The 14,746-nt window shown below is 74.8% G+C and carries 18 protein-coding genes; 13 read left to right on the top strand and 5 right to left on the bottom strand.

Annotated features, from left to right (window positions below; genetic code table 11):
* Position 1: 1 nt before the first annotated feature.
* Positions 2 to 481: a SixA phosphatase family protein gene (locus GC722_RS13200; RefSeq protein WP_156610950.1), complete on the bottom strand. Its 480-nt coding sequence runs from the start codon at positions 479 to 481 to the stop codon at positions 2 to 4.
* Positions 482 to 537: 56 nt separating this feature from the next.
* On the opposite strand from GC722_RS13200, the gene GC722_RS13205 reads away from it, so the two are divergent.
* Positions 538 to 1,521 (top strand): acetylxylan esterase, encoded by a 984-nt coding sequence (locus tag GC722_RS13205; RefSeq protein ID WP_156610952.1) that lies wholly within the window; start codon positions 538 to 540, stop codon positions 1,519 to 1,521.
* A 20-nt stretch (positions 1,522 to 1,541) separates the two neighbouring features.
* On the opposite strand, the gene GC722_RS13210 is transcribed toward GC722_RS13205, so the two are convergent.
* Genes GC722_RS13210 through GC722_RS13225 form a run of 4 tightly spaced genes read right to left on the bottom strand, consistent with a single transcriptional unit; the run spans position 1,542 to position 3,972 of the window.
* Positions 1,542 to 2,579 (bottom strand): TRM11 family SAM-dependent methyltransferase, encoded by a 1,038-nt coding sequence (locus tag GC722_RS13210; protein ID WP_331714798.1) that lies wholly within the window; start codon positions 2,577 to 2,579, stop codon positions 1,542 to 1,544.
* A 34-nt stretch (positions 2,580 to 2,613) separates the two neighbouring features.
* Positions 2,614 to 2,985, bottom strand: coding sequence for a FluC/FEX family fluoride channel (locus tag GC722_RS13215; RefSeq protein WP_331714799.1), 372 nt, complete (start codon positions 2,983 to 2,985; stop codon positions 2,614 to 2,616).
* Positions 2,982 to 3,392: a CrcB family protein gene (locus tag GC722_RS13220; protein ID WP_197430153.1), complete on the bottom strand. Its 411-nt coding sequence runs from the start codon at positions 3,390 to 3,392 to the stop codon at positions 2,982 to 2,984. The genes GC722_RS13215 and GC722_RS13220 overlap by 4 nt, the downstream gene beginning before the upstream one ends.
* A 4-nt stretch (positions 3,393 to 3,396) precedes the next feature.
* A complete protein-coding gene (locus GC722_RS13225) occupies positions 3,397 to 3,972 on the bottom strand; it encodes an inorganic diphosphatase (RefSeq protein WP_408609316.1) in 576 nt (191 codons plus the stop codon).
* An 86-nt stretch (positions 3,973 to 4,058) separates the two neighbouring features.
* Here GC722_RS13225 and dacB point away from each other — a divergent pair, with 86 nt between their 5' ends.
* From dacB to GC722_RS13285, 12 genes are all read left to right on the top strand, one after another.
* Positions 4,059 to 5,510 (top strand): D-alanyl-D-alanine carboxypeptidase/D-alanyl-D-alanine endopeptidase, encoded by a 1,452-nt coding sequence (dacB, locus tag GC722_RS13230; RefSeq protein ID WP_197430154.1) that lies wholly within the window; start codon positions 4,059 to 4,061, stop codon positions 5,508 to 5,510.
* Positions 5,511 to 5,582: 72 nt separating this feature from the next.
* Positions 5,583 to 6,593: a zinc-dependent metalloprotease gene (locus tag GC722_RS13235; RefSeq protein ID WP_156610960.1), complete on the top strand. Its 1,011-nt coding sequence runs from the start codon at positions 5,583 to 5,585 to the stop codon at positions 6,591 to 6,593.
* Between the two features lie 2 nt (positions 6,594 to 6,595).
* Positions 6,596 to 7,543: a tRNA lysidine(34) synthetase TilS gene (tilS, locus tag GC722_RS13240; protein WP_331714800.1), complete on the top strand. Its 948-nt coding sequence runs from the start codon at positions 6,596 to 6,598 to the stop codon at positions 7,541 to 7,543.
* A 75-nt stretch (positions 7,544 to 7,618) separates the two neighbouring features.
* Entirely contained in the window at positions 7,619 to 8,170 is a 552-nt protein-coding gene (gene hpt, locus GC722_RS13245) for a hypoxanthine phosphoribosyltransferase (protein ID WP_331714801.1), read from the top strand.
* A 102-nt stretch (positions 8,171 to 8,272) separates the two neighbouring features.
* The gene (gene ftsH / locus GC722_RS13250) at positions 8,273 to 10,363 is read left to right on the top strand and encodes an ATP-dependent zinc metalloprotease FtsH (protein WP_156610962.1); all 2,091 of its coding nucleotides are present in this window, start codon (positions 8,273 to 8,275) and stop codon (positions 10,361 to 10,363) included.
* 125 nt (positions 10,364 to 10,488) lie between these two features.
* Entirely contained in the window at positions 10,489 to 11,079 is a 591-nt protein-coding gene (folE, locus tag GC722_RS13255; protein WP_331714820.1) for a GTP cyclohydrolase I FolE, read from the top strand.
* A 47-nt stretch (positions 11,080 to 11,126) separates the two neighbouring features.
* Entirely contained in the window at positions 11,127 to 11,957 is an 831-nt protein-coding gene (gene folP / locus GC722_RS13260) for a dihydropteroate synthase (protein ID WP_156611054.1), read from the top strand.
* A 62-nt stretch (positions 11,958 to 12,019) separates the two neighbouring features.
* Complete coding sequence (gene folB, locus GC722_RS13265; RefSeq protein ID WP_156610964.1) at positions 12,020 to 12,415, top strand: dihydroneopterin aldolase; 396 nt, start codon at positions 12,020 to 12,022, stop codon at positions 12,413 to 12,415.
* A complete protein-coding gene (gene folK, locus GC722_RS13270; RefSeq protein ID WP_156610966.1) occupies positions 12,412 to 12,969 on the top strand; it encodes a 2-amino-4-hydroxy-6-hydroxymethyldihydropteridine diphosphokinase in 558 nt (185 codons plus the stop codon). The genes folB and folK overlap by 4 nt, the downstream gene beginning before the upstream one ends.
* Positions 12,970 to 13,006: 37 nt before the next feature.
* Complete coding sequence (locus GC722_RS13275; protein WP_156610968.1) at positions 13,007 to 13,471, top strand: DUF3180 domain-containing protein; 465 nt, start codon at positions 13,007 to 13,009, stop codon at positions 13,469 to 13,471.
* Positions 13,472 to 13,502: 31 nt separating this feature from the next.
* Complete coding sequence (locus GC722_RS13280) at positions 13,503 to 14,201, top strand: hypothetical protein (protein ID WP_156610970.1); 699 nt, start codon at positions 13,503 to 13,505, stop codon at positions 14,199 to 14,201.
* Positions 14,202 to 14,354: 153 nt separating this feature from the next.
* Positions 14,355 to 14,684, top strand: a complete 330-nt coding sequence (locus tag GC722_RS13285; RefSeq protein WP_156610972.1) for a histone-like nucleoid-structuring protein Lsr2 — start codon at positions 14,355 to 14,357, stop codon at positions 14,682 to 14,684.
* The last annotated feature ends 62 nt before the right edge of the window (positions 14,685 to 14,746 follow it).

Here is a 14,746-nt window from a genome sequence, read left to right on the forward strand (position 1 = left end):
GTCAGGGCAGCCGCAGCCCGGCCAGCCGGGCCGAGGCCACGTCGGTCCAGCCGTCGTCCAGCTCGAGCAGCGCCCAGCCGGCGGGCGGGAAGCCGCGGCCGAGCAGCCCGTGGTCGGGGTGCCCGGCGCCGAGCCGGGCCACCAGCTCGGCCACGGTCGGGTTGTGGCCGACCACCAGCAGGCCGGGGAGCTCGGGGTCGCAGCCGGCGACCAGCTCCAGCAGCTCCTCCGGTCCGGCCCGGTAGAGGGACGGCTCGACCTGCACGTCGACGCCCAGCCCGAGCAGCTCGGCGGTGGCGCGGGCCCGCTCGGCCGGTGAGCACCACACCAGCGGCAGCGGCCAGGAGCCGCCGCGCAGGTGCTCCCCGAGCGCCCGCGCCTCGGCCCGTCCCCGCTCGGTGAGACGGCGCTCGCGGTCGGGCCGGCCGGGCCGGCCGTCCTCGGTGGTGGCGTGGCGCACCAGGTGCAGCCAGCGGGTCATGTCCTCACCGTAGACCCGCGCGGTCGGGCCCGGCGACGACCCCTAGTCTGTCCGGCATGCCACGTGTCGACCTGCCCCTGGACCAGCTGCTCGAGTACCGCTGCACCACCCCCGAGCCCGACGACCTGGACGAGTTCTGGACCACCACCCTGGCCGAGAACGACCACCCCCTCGACGTCGTGCTCAGCCGCGTCGACACCGGCCTGACGCTGGTGGAGACCTACGACGTCACCTTCGCCGGCTACGGCGGCGCGCCGATCAAGGCCTGGCTGCACCTGCCGGCCGGGCACCAGGGCCGGCTGCCCGTGGTGGTGCAGTTCCACGGCTACTCCGGCGGGCGCGGGCTGCCCCAGCAGATGGCCCCGTGGCCGCTGGCGGGCTGGGCCCACCTGACCGTGGACACCCGCGGCCAGGGCTGGTCGCAGGGCGGGGTCGACCCGACGCCCGACCCCGACGCCGCCGCGGCGTCCTCGCACTACCCCGGCTCGATGACGTCGGGGGTGGAGAGCCCGCAGACCTACTTCTACCGCCGGGTCTACACCGACGCCGTCCGCGCCCTGCAGGTGGCGGCCTCGCTGGAGCAGGTCGACCCCGACCGGGTGCTGGTCACCGGCGGCAGCCAGGGCGGCGCCATCACGATCGCCGCGGCCGGGCTGGCGCCGAAGGCCGGTGTCCGGCTCGCCGGGGCCATGCCCGACGTCCCCTTCCTCTGCGACTTCCGCCGCTCCCTGGAGATCGCCTCCGCCGGTCCGTACCCCGAGATCGAGGCCTACCTCAAGGGCTGGCGCGGCCGCGGTGAGCAGGTGCTGAACACCCTCAACTACTTCGACAACGTCCACCTCGCCCGCCGGGCCGAGTGCCCGACGCTGTTCTCGGTGGCGCTCCTCGACACCGTCTGCCCGCCGTCGACCGTCTACGCCGCCTACGCGGAGTGGCGTGCCGAGAAGGAGATCGCGGTCTACGAGTACAACGGCCACGAGGGCGGCCAGGCCTACCAGCAGGCCCGTCAGCTGGGCTGGGCCCGGGCCCGGCTGGGCTGAGCCGGAGGAGGCCTTGCGTCTCAGCGCGGCTTGGTGGCCACCAGCAGGTCGCGCTGGATGGAGGCGTCCACCCGGTGGGAGAAGGAGTGCCAGGGGCCGCCGTCCAGCGGCTCCAGCCCCGCCTCGCGGCAGATCCCGGCCAGGTCCTCCCGGGCCAGCCCCAGGGTGTTCCAGGAGACCCCGAGCGCGCCGCCGGGGCGCAGCTGCGAGGCCCACACCGGGACGGCCTCGCGGAGCAGCCCGCCCGGCGTGCGGTCGCGGCGCCCGCTCACCCCGCGGACGTCGGTGGTGCTGCCGTGCACGACCCCGTACGGGGCGTCGGTCACCACGGCGTCGAAGCGGCGCTTGCCGAAGAGCTGCGCCGAGCTGCGGGTGTCACCGCTGAACACGGTCAGCGACAGCGGCGGGCCCTGCTCGGGGCGGACCTCCACGTCGAGCCGCTTGCCCAGGCTCTTGCCCTCGCGCCGGACCGGGGTGAGGTCGGCGGTGTGCTTGAGCCGCTTGCGCCGCAGCCAGGTCTTGAGGAAGGCGGCCGTCTGCTCGACGGCCTTGAGGTCGCCCTCAACCCCGGCGGCGTGGTGCCCGGCCAGCCAGGCCGTGGTCAGGGTGGTGCCGCGCCCGCACAGCGGGTCCAGCACCGTCAGCGGCCGGCCGTCCTGACGGGCGCCGGTGCGCACCTGGGCGCAGGTGACGTTGAGCAGCAGCCGGGTGAACAGCTCGTTGGTCTTGCCCGGGTACTTGGGGATGGTGACCAGGTCCTCGTCCAGCACCGACGTCTCCGGCACCGGCAGCGGGCGCAGCAGCGGGTCGTCCTCGCTGCCGCTCCGCTCGAACACCGCCAGCCGCAGCGACTGCCCGGCCAGCACGGCGAGGGCCTCGTCGTCGAGCCCCGGCCCGGAGTCGAAGGCGAGGTAGTCCGCCCCGGCGAGCCGCACCGGCCGCACCCCGGTGAAGGCCCCGGCCCCGCACACCTCGAGCTCGGCCGCCGCCAGCGGCGCCGACCCGGCGGCGTAGACCCGGTTCCCGGAGGGGGCGATCATCATCAGGTAGCTCGGCACCCGCCCATCCTCTCGCAGCCGGGCGCGCGGCGGCTCAGCCGGCCAGCGCCGCCCCGAGCTGCAGCCCCGCCCAGGCGGCGGCCAGCCCGGCGCCGAGGCTGGTCAGCGCGTAGACCGCGGCGGTGCGCCGGGCCCGGGTCCGCAGCAGGGCGACCAGGTCCAGGCTGAAGGTGGACCAGGTGGTCAGCGCGCCGCAGAAGCCGGTCCCGACCAGCGCCAGCGTCCCCGAGCCGGGCAGCAGCAGGGCCGCCGCCAGCCCCAGCACGAAGGACCCCACCACGTTGCACACCAGCACCGCGCGGGGGAAGCCGTCGCCGGTGGACGGCAGCAGCAGACCCAGCCAGCCGCGCAGCGCGCCACCGGCCAGCCCGCCGACCGCCACCGCCAGCCACTCCCAGCCGCTCACGGGGCCTCCCCGGGGCCGTCGGGCCCACCAGCACGGGAGCGGGAGCCGGTGCCGGCGAGCAGCAGGCCCGCCCAGGCGGCGAGCACCCCCGCCACGGTCATGCCCAGCACCGCGGCGAGCGGTCCGGGGCCGGGGGAGCCCGCTGCCAGCACCGTGACCGCGGAGAAGGTGGTCAGCCCGCCCAGCACGCCGGGACCCAGCAGCGGCACCAGCCAGCGGCCGCGGCGTCGTCCGCAGGACCAGCCCGTCAGCAGCCCGAGCAGCAGCGCGCCGCCCACGTCCAGCACCCACAGCACCGGCCAGGGGCCGGGGACCAGCTGGGTGAGGGCGGCCCGCAGCAGCGCACCGGCCGCGCTGCCCGCCGCGACGAGAGCGACGTGGCAGGCGGCCGGCAGCGGCTGGTCCACCAGCTCAGTGGAGGTTGACGTTCTTCTTCTCGTAGTGGGTGCCCTTGGCCCGCTCCAGGCTGGCCCGGATCTCGGCCTCGGCCTCCTCGCGGCCGACCATGGTGGCGCCCTCGACCGACTTGCCGGGCTCCAGGTCCTTGTAGACGGTGAAGAAGTGCTCGATCTCGCGCACCATCATCACCGGCACGTCGGAGATGTCGTGCCAGTGGTCGCGCCGCGGGTCGTCCAGCGGCACGCAGATCACCTTGTCGTCGCCGCCGGCCTCGTCGGTCATCCGGAACATGCCGATCGCGCGGCACTCGATCAGGCAGCCGGGGAAGGTCGGCTCGGCGATCAGCACCAGCGCGTCCAGCGGGTCGCTGTCCTGGCCGAGGGTCTGCTCGATGAAGCCGTAGTCGGCCGGGTACTGGGTGGAGGTGAACAGCGTCCGGTCCAGCCGGATGCGGCCGGTCTCGTGGTCCATCTCGTACTTGTTCTTGCCGCCCTTGGGGATCTCGATCGTGACGTCGAAGCTGATCCCGAACGGCGGGCGCTGGTTCCGCCCCTGTGTCTGCGCCGGCTCCGCGTACTCTTCTGCCACAGTCTCCCCATTCGTGTGCTCGGCCCGTACCAGTGCACGTCCTGGTACGAAGTTGCCCAGAGCCTAGCGTGAGGACCACCCCGACCTTGACCCCGCCGACGACCTCCGTCCGCGCCGGTGGGCGCTGGACCCGCGGCCCCCGCGGCGTCCTGGTCGGGCTGCTCTCGCTCGTCCTGGTGCTGGGGCTGCTGGCCGGCGCCGCCGCGCTGTGGGGGCGCCCCGCGCTGCACGCCGCGGGCTGGCTCGTCGACGGCGGCAGCGCCACGCTGCCGCCCGACCTGCGGCGGCCCGGGCCCCCGGCACCGGCGCCCGCACCGGCCGGCGCGCCCGAGCTGCTGCCGCCGGCGGGGGAGGGGGAGGCGGTCTCGGCCGGGCGGCTGGCCGAGCGGCTGCGCGACGTCTCCCGCCGAGACGTCGGCGGCCGCGCCGACGTCTCGGTCACCGACGTCGCCGACGGCGAGCTGGTCCACCACGAGGGCGGTGACGCGGCGAGCATGCCCGCCTCCACCCAGAAGCTGCTCACCGGTGCGGCGGTGCTGCAGCTGCTCGGACCCGAGCACGAGTTCAGCACCACCGTCGAGCGCCGCGGCGAGGTGTGGGTGCTGGTCGGCGGCGGCGACCCGCTGCTCACCGGGGCCACCGAGGACGGCTACCCGCGCCGCGCCAGCCTGGAGCAGCTGGCCGCGCAGACCGCGGAGGCCGTGCAGCGCGCCGGCGGCGGCCGGGTCGACCTGGGGCTGGACGAGCGGCTCTTCGAGGGCCCGGCCTGGAACCCGGACTGGCCGGAGAACTACCGCAACCAGGTCACCCCGGTCTCGGCGCTGGTGGCCGACCAGGGCCAGCTGGACGGCGTCTCGCCCGGCCGTCGCGAGCGTCAGCCGGCCGCGGCCGCGCTGGAGCGCTTCGCCGAGCTGCTCGCCGACCGCGGGGTCCGTGTGGGCGACGTCGACACCTCCGGCACCGGTGGCTCGGGGGAGGTCGTGGCGGAGGTCCGCTCGCCGTCGGTGGCGGTGCTGGTGGAGCAGATGCTGCTGCACAGCGACAACGACGTGGCCGAGCTGCTGCTGCGTCACGCCGGCCTGGCCGCGGGCGGACCGGGCAGCTCCGACGGCGGGGCCGCCGCGGTCGGGGCCGTGCTGGACGAGCTGGGGATCGACGACGACGGCCGGCGGACCCGGGACGGCAGCGGGCTCTCGCGGCAGAACCGCGTCACCTCCACCACGCTCAGCGCCCTGGTGGCGGCCTCCCTCTCCCCGGACCACCCGCAGCTGCGCCCGCTGGCCACCGGCCTGCCGCTGGCGGGCGGCACCGGCAGCCTCACCAGCCGCTTCGTCGACACCGGCACCGCCGCCGGCCGCGGCACCGTGCGGGCCAAGACCGGCACGCTGAGCGGCACCCACTCCCTCGCCGGGTACCTGCGCACCGCCGACGGCCGGCTGCTCGCCTTCGCGCTGCTGGTCAACTCCGCCGACAACGACTACCTGGCCCGGGTCTGGCTGGACCGGGCCACCGCGGCCCTCGCCTCCTGCGGCTGCTGACCCCTGCCGCGCGGCGACCCGGCACACCGCACGCGGCGCCGGGGACCGGGTGCGCCACCTAGAGTTCTCGCCATGAGCCCGCTGCCCCGGATCGACCAGCGGCTGGCCGTGGGCACCGGCCGGCGGCTGGTGCCCGGTGGTCCGCAGGTGAGCCCGGCCGAGGCCCGGCAGGTGGTGGACAGCCTGTACCGCCACGCCGCCCGGGCGGCGGGGCACGTCCGCGAGGTCACCGGGCTCGACGCCCCGCAGGACAGCCAGGTGCTGGTGGTCGACCGCCGACGCTGGATCGAGGCCAACGTGCAGTCCTTCTCGACGCTGCTGGCCGGGCTGGCCGAGCCGTCGCCGGGCCGGCGGAGCGGGTCGTCCTCGGCCAGCGTCCAGATGGGCGCGCTGCTGTCCTACCTGGCCACCCGGGTGCTCGGCCAGTACGACCCCTTCGCCGCCCAGCAGGGCGTCCCCGGGCGGCTGCTGCTGGTCGCGCCCAACGTCCTCGCCGTCGAGCGCCAGCTGGGGGTCGACCCGGAGGACTTCCGGCTGTGGGTGTGCCTGCACGAGGAGACCCACCGGGTGCAGTTCGGCCACGCCCGCTGGCTGCCCGACCACCTGCGGCTGCTGCTCGCCGACGTGCTCGCCCAGGCCGACCTGGGCGACCCGGAGGTGCTGGGTCGGCTGGTCCGCCGGCTCCGTCCCGGCGCCCGCCGGGGCGACGGGTCGCTGGTCGACCTGCTCACCACCGCCGAGCAGCGCGAGCGGATCGACGCCATCACCGCGGTCATGTCGCTGCTGGAGGGCCACGCCGACGTGATGATGGACCGAGTCGGTCCCGACGTCGTGCCCTCGGTGCGCACCATCCGGCACCGCTTCACCCGCCGCCGCGAGCGCGGCGGCCCGGACCGGGTCGTGCGCCGGCTGCTGGGGGTGGAGGCCAAGCTGGCCCAGTACCGCGACGGCGCCCGGTTCGTGCGCCACGTCGTGCGCCGGGTGGGGGTCGACGGCTTCAACACCGTCTTCACCTCCCCCCAGACCCTGCCCACCCTCGAGGAGATCCACCAGCCGCGCCGCTGGCTGGATCGCACCCGCTGACCGTGGCCCGTCGCGCCCTGGGGCCGGCCACGCTGCGGGTCGCCGTCGCCGTCCGGCGGGCGCTGGCCGAGCACGCCCCCGGCGGGCAGCCGCTGCTGGTGGCCTGCTCCGGCGGCGCCGACTCGCTGGCGCTCGCCGCCGGGGTGGCCGAGGCCGTCCGGCAGCAGCCGAGGCCGGCGCGGGTGCTGGTGGTGGACCACGGCCTGCAGCCGGGGTCGGCGGAGGCGGCCGCCGACGCGGTCGGGCGGTGCCGCGGGCTCGGCCTCCCGGGCACGGTGGTGAGGGTGCGGGTCGAGGGCCCGGGCGGTCCCGAGGCCAGCGCCCGGGACGCCCGCCACCGGGCGCTGCTGGCCGAGGCGGGCGTCGACGACGCGGTGGTGCTGCTGGGCCACACCCTCGACGACCAGGCCGAGCAGGTGCTGCTCGGCCTGGCCCGCGGCTCGGGCCCGCGGAGCCTGGCCGGGATGGCCGTACGGCGGGGGCCGCTGCTGCGGCCGCTGCTGGGGCTGCGGCGCGCCGACACCGAGGCCTGCTGCCGCGAGCTGGGGCTGCAGCCCTGGCAGGACCCGACCAACGCCGACCCGGCGCTGACCCGGGCCCGCGTCCGGCACCGGGTGCTGCCGCTGCTGGAGGCCGAGCTCGGCCCGGGTCTGGCCGAGGCGCTGGCCCGCACCGCCGACCTCTGCCGGCGCGACGCCGAGGCCCTCGACGAGCTGGCCGGCCGGCACCGGACGGAGGCGGAGCCGCTCTGCGCCGACCTGCTGCCGCTGCCGCCGGCGGTCCGGCACCGGGTGCTGCGGCGCTGGCTGCTCGAGCGCGGCGCCCGCCAGCCCGGGCACGACCACGTGCTGGCGGTCGACGCGCTGCTCACCTCGTGGCGGGGCCAGGGCCCCATCGACGTCCCGGGTGTGCGGGTGCGACGCCGCGACGGCCGGCTCACCACGTCCTGACCCGGGCCCGGGTCCCGACCCCCGCCCGACCCCCGCGGTGGCGCCGCCCGTGGCCCGCGTGGTTGGCTTGCCCCCGTGGACGCAGTGCACATCTCCGACGACCTGACCGAGGTGCTGTTCAGCAAGGAGCAGGTGCAGGAGCGCCTGGTCGAGCTGGCCGCCCAGATCGACGCCGACTACGACGGCCGCGACATCCTGCTGGTCGGGGTGCTGAACGGCGCGGTGATGGTGATGGCCGACCTGTCACGGGCGTTGGTCAGCCACTGCGAGATGGATTGGATGGCCATCTCCTCCTACGGCTCGGGCACCCAGTCCTCGGGTGTGGTGCGCATCCTCAAGGACCTCAACACCGACATCGCCGGACGGCACGTGCTGGTCGTGGAGGACATCATCGACACCGGTCTGACGCTGTCCTACCTGATCACCAACCTGCTCTCCCGCGAGCCCGCCAGCCTCAAGATCATGACGATGTTCCGCAAGCCGGACGCGCTGGCCAACCAGGTCGAGGTGGACTACGTGGGCTTCGACATCCCCAACGAGTTCGTCGTCGGCTACGGCCTCGACTACGACGGCCGCTACCGCAACCTGACCAGCGTCGGCACCCTCGCACCGCACGTCTACAGCTGACCGGCGCGGGCGGTCCTGCCGAGCGGGTGCCCGCGTTCCCCCCGGCCGGGTAAGGTCTGGGTGCCCAGAAGTCGCCGGGGCGCCCCGTTCTCAAGGCAGGTCATGAACTTCCAACGCATCCTCCGCGGGCCCTTCCTGTGGATCATCCTGGTGATGATCGTCGTGGTCATCGCCCTGGACTTCTTCGACTCCTCGAACTCCTACCGCGAGACGCCGACGTCGGAGGTGGTCGCGGTGATCAACGGCGACGAGCCGCTGACCAACGTGACGCTGCGCGACGGCGAGCAGCAGATCCTGGTCGAGAAGACCGAGGGCGAGGAGCGCCGCATCAAGGCGGTCTGGGTCGGCGGGCAGAGCCAGCAGATCGTCGACCGGCTCAACGAGCGGGTCGCCGAGGGCACCCTGCAGCGCTGGGAGGGCGAGAACCCCCAGCCCAGCTTCCTGGGCACGCTGCTCACCACGCTGATCCCGTTCATCATCATCGGCGCGCTGTTCTTCTTCCTCATCAACTCCGTGCAGGGCGGCGGCGGCCGCGTGATGCAGTTCGGCAAGTCGAAGGCCAAGGTGGCCAACAAGGACACCCCGAAGTCGACCTTCGCCGACGTGGCCGGCTGCGAGGAGGCCATCGAGGAGCTGCAGGAGATCAAGGAGTTCCTGGCCGAGCCGGCGAAGTTCCAGGCCGTCGGGGCCAAGATCCCCAAGGGCGTGCTGCTCTACGGCCCGCCCGGGACCGGCAAGACGCTGCTGGCCCGTGCCGTGGCCGGCGAGGCCGGGGTGCCGTTCTTCTCCATCTCGGGCTCGGACTTCGTCGAGATGTTCGTCGGTGTCGGCGCCTCCCGCGTCCGCGACCTGTTCGAGCAGGCCAAGGAGAACGCCCCGGCCATCGTCTTCATCGACGAGATCGACGCCGTGGGCCGCCACCGCGGCGCCGGCATGGGCGGCGGTCACGACGAGCGCGAGCAGACGTTGAACCAGCTGCTGGTCGAGATGGACGGCTTCGACGTCCGTGGCGGGGTCATCCTGATCGCGGCCACCAACCGTCCCGACGTCCTCGACCCGGCCCTGCTGCGACCCGGCCGGTTCGACCGCCAGGTCGCCGTCGAGGCCCCCGACCTCAACGGCCGGCTGCAGATCCTCAAGGTCCACGCCCAGGGCAAGCCGGTCGACCCCTCGGTCGACCTCGCCTCGGTGGCCCGGCGCACGCCCGGGTTCACCGGTGCCGACCTGGCCAACGTGCTCAACGAGGCCGCCCTGCTGACCGCCCGCTCCAACAAGCGAACCATCACCAACGCCGACCTCGACGAGGCCATCGACCGCGTCATCGCCGGGCCGCAGAAGCGCACCCGGCTGATGAACGAGCGCGAGCGGCTGATCACGGCCTACCACGAGGGCGGCCACGCCCTGGTGGCGGCGGCGATGCCGGGCACCGACCCGGTGCAGAAGGTGACGATCCTGCCCCGCGGGCGGGCCCTCGGCTACACCATGGTGATGCCGGACGCCGACAAGTACTCAAACACCCGCGGCGAGCTGCTCGACCAGCTGGCCTACATGCTGGGCGGCCGGGCGGCCGAGGAGCTGGTCTTCCACGACCCGACCACCGGTGCCGCCAACGACATCGAGAAGGCCACCAAGGTGGCCCGCGCGATGGTCACCCAGTACGGCATGAGCAGCCGGGTCGGGGCGATCCGGCTCGGCTCGGGCGACCACGAGCCGTTCCTGGGCCGCGAGATGGGCGGCGGCGGGGGAGTGGACTACTCCCAGGAGATCGCCGCGGTGGTCGACGCCGAGGTGGCGGCGCTGATCAACACCGCCCACCAGGAGGCCTTCGACGTCCTGAGCGCCAACCGCCACGTCCTCGACGAGCTGGTCCGCCAGCTGTTCGAGAAGGAGACCCTGGACAAGGCCCAGGTGGCGAAGATCTTCGAGCCGCTGCAGCGCTGGCCCAAGCGCCCGCCGTGGACGGGTTCGGAGACCCGGGTGCCCTCGGAGCTGCCGCCGGTCCGCCCGCCGCGGACCAACGGCTCGGCGCCCGAGATCGAGCACCCGGCCGGTGGGGCGGTCCTGCCGCCGGGGCACGTCCCGGGCGAGGACACCGCACCCGGCGACGGCAGCGACGGCCTGCCCGGCTGGCAGCAGCAGCCCGGCGGGCTGGGGCCGGAGGGCCCCAGCGGGCCGCAGGGCCCGCTGCGCTGACCCGCGTGTCGACCTCCCTGCGCTGAGGCGCAGCCAGCCCCACAGGAGCGAAGGTGTCCGACCACACCCCCGTCCCCGACGCGAAGGCGTCCACCGCGGTAGAGGCCGCGAAGGCGTCCGCCGCGGTGGAGCCCGCCCCGGCGGGTCCGCCCGGCTTCGACCACGCCCGGGTCCAGCGCGCCGTCCGCGAGCTGCTGATCGGCATCGGCGAGGACCCCGACCGCGACGGGCTGGTCGACACCCCCGCCCGGGTGGCCCGCGCCTACGCCGAGATGTTCTCCGGCCTGGGGGTGGAGCCCGAGAGCGTGCTGAGCACGACCTTCGAGCTCAGCCACGACGAGATGGTGCTGGTGCGCGACATCGAGGTCTGGAGCTGCTGCGAGCACCACCTCGTCCCCTTCACCGGACGCGCCCACGTCGGCTACATCCCCGGTCAGGACGGCAAGATCACCGGGCTGAGCAAGCTGGCCCGGCTGGTCGACCTGTACGCCAAGCGGCCCCAGGTCCAGGAGCGGCTCACCACCCAGATCGCCGACGCGTTGGAGGAGCACCTCCGCCCGCGCGGGGTGATCGTGGTGATCGACTGCGAGCACCTGTGCATGACCATGCGCGGCGTCCGCAAGCCCGGTTCGCGGACGGTCACCAGCGCGGTCCGCGGCCAGCTGCGCGACCCGGCCACCCGCGCCGAGGCGATGAGCCTGATCGTGCGCTCGTGACCGTCCCCGCAGCCCAGCCCGCGGCCCGCCCGGCCGGGACCGTGGTGATGGGCGTGCTCAACGTCACCCCCGACTCCTTCTCCGACGGCGGGCGGTGGCTGCAGCACGACCGCGCGGTCGAGCACGGGCTGCGGCTGTGGGCCGAGGGCGCCGCCCTCGTCGACGTCGGCGGGGAGTCCACCCGCCCCGGGGCACCGCGGGTGGCGGCCCCCACAGAGCTCGGCCGGGTGCTGCCGGTGGTCCGCGACCTCGTCGCCGCGGGGGTGGCGGTCTCGGTGGACACCATGCGCGCCTCCGTCGCCCAGGCCTGCGTGGAGGTCGGGGCCGTCGTGGTCAACGACGTGTCCGGCGGGCTCGCCGACCCCGCCATGCTGCGCTGCGTCGCCGACGCCGGCGTGGACTACGTCGCCATGCACTGGCGGGCGCACTCGGCCCGGATGGCCGACCTGGCCCGCTACGACGACGTGGTGGCCGACGTCCGCCGCGAGCTGGAGCAGCGGGTCGAGGCCGCGCTGGCCGCCGGCGTGCGCCCCGAGCGGCTGGTGCTCGACCCCGGCATCGGGTTCGCCAAGACCGCCGAGCACAACTGGGCGCTGCTGGCCGCCGTCGGGACCCTCACCGGCCTGGGGCACCGGCTGCTGGTCGGGGTCTCCCGGAAGCGGTTCCTGGGGGCGCTGCTGGCCGACCCGGTCACCGGCGAGCCCCGCCCGACCGGCGAGCGGGACGCCGCCGCCCTGGCGCTGACCACGGTGCTGGCCGAGCGCGGCGTGTGGGCGGTCCGGACCCACACCGTTCGTCCCCACGTCGACGCCCTGCGGGTCCTCAGCCGGCTGGCAGCGGAGGGCGCTGGCGGGCCGGTCGACGGGTCGTCGGGGTGAGCACGGACGGCAGCACCCGCACCCGACCTTGGGTAGGGTCGGCTCGGCAGGAGGTGAGAGTGATGCAGCCAGAGCACGGGCAGGCCGTCGACGAGCCGGACCGCGTGACGGTCCGTGGGATCCGCGGCTACGGGCGCCACGGCGTCCACGACTTCGAGCGCGAGGTGGGTCAGCCGTTCCTGGTCGACCTGACCTGCTGGCTCGACTCCACCCGTGCCGCCCGGGAGGACGACCTGGAGGCCACCGTGCACTACGGGATCCTGTCCCAGCGGGTGCTGGCCGACATCGAGGGCGAGCCGCTGCAGCTGATCGAGTCCCTGGCCGAGCGCGTCGCCACCACGGCCCTGTCCTTCGCGCCGGTGACGCGCGTGGAGGTCACGGTCCACAAGCCCCAGGCCCCCGTGGGGGTACCGGTCGACGACGTGTCCGTCACCCTGACGAGGAGCAAGCCATCATGACGTCCCCCAACCCCTACGCCATCGACGCCGACACCCTCAGCGGGATGAAGCCGATCCGCCAGGTGGTGTTCGCCCTGGGCTCCAACGACGGCGACCCGCTGAGCAACCTGCAGGGGGCGGTCGCCGCGCTGCGCGACACCCCCGACGTCATCGTCGTCGACGTGTCCTCGGTCTACGAGACCGACGCGGTCGGCGGACCGGCGGACAACCCGCCCTTCCTCAACGCCGTGGTGCTCGCCGAGACCACCCTGGACGAGACCACCCTGCTCGAGCGCGCGCTGGCCATCGAGGACGCCTACGGCCGCGTCCGCCGCGAGCACTGGGGCCCGCGCACCCTCGACGTCGACCTGGTCGTCGTCGGCCGGGCCCAGGTCGAGCGCCCCGACCTGCGGCTGCCCCACCCGCGCGCCCACGAGCGTGCGTTCGTGCTGGTGCCGTGGGCCGAGGTCGAGCCCGCGGGGGAGATCCCCGGGCACGGCATGATCGCCGACCTCCTCGAGTCCCTCGACACCTCCGGTGTCCGGCGTCGTGACGACCTCTCCCTCGAGGACTGAGGGAGCGCCGCCCCCGGTCGAGCCGACCGCCTGGTCGGTGCTCGGGGTCGCCCTGGTGATCGGGGCGCTGCTGGGGTACGGCGTCTCCGCGGCGTACCGGGCGCTGGACGCGGCCCCGCCGCAGGTGCCGTGGCTCTCACCCGCGACGCTGCTCGTCCTGGTCGCCTTCGTCGCCCTGCTCGCCCGCTCCGCCCACACCCGCATCCAGGTCCGCCGGGAGCGGGTCGAGCCGAGCCGGGCCGTGGTCTGGCTCGCGCTGGGCAAGGCCGCCGCCATCGGCGGCGCCGCCGTGCTGGGCGGCTACCTCGCCTACGGCCTCAGCTTCTGGACCCGGCTGGAGGCCGAGTCCCCCCGCGAGCGGCTGGTGGTGTCCCTGGTGGCGGCGGTCGCGGGCGTCCTGCTGACGGTGGCGGGGCTGGCGCTGGAGCGCGCCTGCCGGGTGCCCGGCGACGAGGACGAGGAAAATCCCGAGGACGACGCAGAGGGTCGTGCCGGTCCCTGATCCGGGGCCGGTTCCGAAGTAGCATCCGAGCGTGAGCACCACGACCCCCTCCACGCGATCCACCACCGTCGTCCCCACCGGGCGGACCCTGTGCATCGGCGTCCTCGCCGCGGGGTCCGTGCTGGCCGCAGCCCTGGCCTTCGGCTCCATCTGGCTGGTGCGCCTCGCCGTGGTGCTGGCCGTGCTGACCGGGGTGGTCGCGGTGTGGATCGCCTGGGCGGCGCTGGAGCGCACCGTCCGCCGGCTCCGCGCCCAGCACGCCACCGAGCTGCGCCAGCACGTCGAGCGCCACCGCGAGCAGGTGCAGGCCGAGCGGGCCGACACCATGGCCGTGCTGGACACCCTGGAGGGCCGCTTCACCGCCCAGCGCCGCCACGCCGAGGTGCTCGAGCACCGGGTCGCCACGCTGCGCGGGCAGGTCACCGGGCTGCGTCGCGAGCTGGCCAAGCTGCTGCCCCAGGTCGCCACCCTGCGGGGCGACAAGGCCGCCCTGCAGCACGAGGTCGCCGCCCGCGACACCGAGGTGGCCGAGCTGCGCGCCGAGCTGGCCCGCCGCGAGGCCGAGCTGACCGAGCTCACCTCCGGCGACGTCGTCACCATGCCCCGCCGCGGCGTCGGCCCGCTGCCCACGGCCGAGCAGATCTGGTCCGACGGCAACCACCCGACCGTGGTCGACCTCAGCGCCGTGACGGCGGAGGAGATCTTCGTCCCGCAGCGCCGTCAGGCCTGATCCCCGCACCGGGCCCACCCGGTGCGCCCCTCCACCCGGCCCGGAACCGCCACGCGGTTCCGGGCCATTTGCCTGCGGGTCTTTGCTTTCGTGCACTAACCTCGAAACACCACACCATTTCGGGGATGAATTGTGACGAGAGGGAAAACAGATATGGCGCAACGGGTCGAGATCGTCCTGACCGACGACGTCGACAACGGTCCCGCCGACCAGACGGTGACATTCGCGCTGGACGGTGTCGAGTACGAGATCGACCTGTCGGACAGCAATGCCGAGAAGCTGCGTGCCGACCTCGCTCCGTGGGTCGGGCACGCCCGCCGTTCCGGTGGCCGGCGCAAGCGCGCCAGCGCCGCGCCGCGCAACGAGGGCCGCGCCAGCGCCACCGAGGTGCGCGCCTGGGCCGCGGAGAACGGCATGGAGGTGAGCAGTCGAGGACGGGTGCCCACCGAGGTCCGCGAGGCCTACGAGCGCGCGCACAGCTGACGCTGCGGGAGGCTGCGACCGGCGCCCCGACCACCCGGTCGGGGCGCCGGTGGCGTCCCGGG

Origin of the sequence: Auraticoccus cholistanensis (assembly GCF_009742705.1) — a bacterium.
In the GTDB taxonomy this organism is placed as follows: Bacteria; Actinomycetota; Actinomycetes; order Propionibacteriales; family Propionibacteriaceae; genus Auraticoccus; species Auraticoccus cholistanensis.

Coding starts and splice junctions, on each gene's coding strand:
- GC722_RS13200 (WP_156610950.1), bottom strand. CDS start 481: ATGACCCGCTGGCTGCACCTGGTGCGCCACGCCACCACCGAGGACGGC.
- GC722_RS13205 (WP_156610952.1), top strand. CDS start 538: ATGCCACGTGTCGACCTGCCCCTGGACCAGCTGCTCGAGTACCGCTGC.
- GC722_RS13235 (WP_156610960.1), top strand. CDS start 5,583: ATGAGCCCGCTGCCCCGGATCGACCAGCGGCTGGCCGTGGGCACCGGC.
- ftsH (WP_156610962.1), top strand. CDS start 8,273: ATGAACTTCCAACGCATCCTCCGCGGGCCCTTCCTGTGGATCATCCTG.
- folP (WP_156611054.1), top strand. CDS start 11,127: ATGGGCGTGCTCAACGTCACCCCCGACTCCTTCTCCGACGGCGGGCGG.
- folB (WP_156610964.1), top strand. CDS start 12,020: ATGCAGCCAGAGCACGGGCAGGCCGTCGACGAGCCGGACCGCGTGACG.
- folK (WP_156610966.1), top strand. CDS start 12,412: ATGACGTCCCCCAACCCCTACGCCATCGACGCCGACACCCTCAGCGGG.
- GC722_RS13285 (WP_156610972.1), top strand. CDS start 14,355: ATGGCGCAACGGGTCGAGATCGTCCTGACCGACGACGTCGACAACGGT.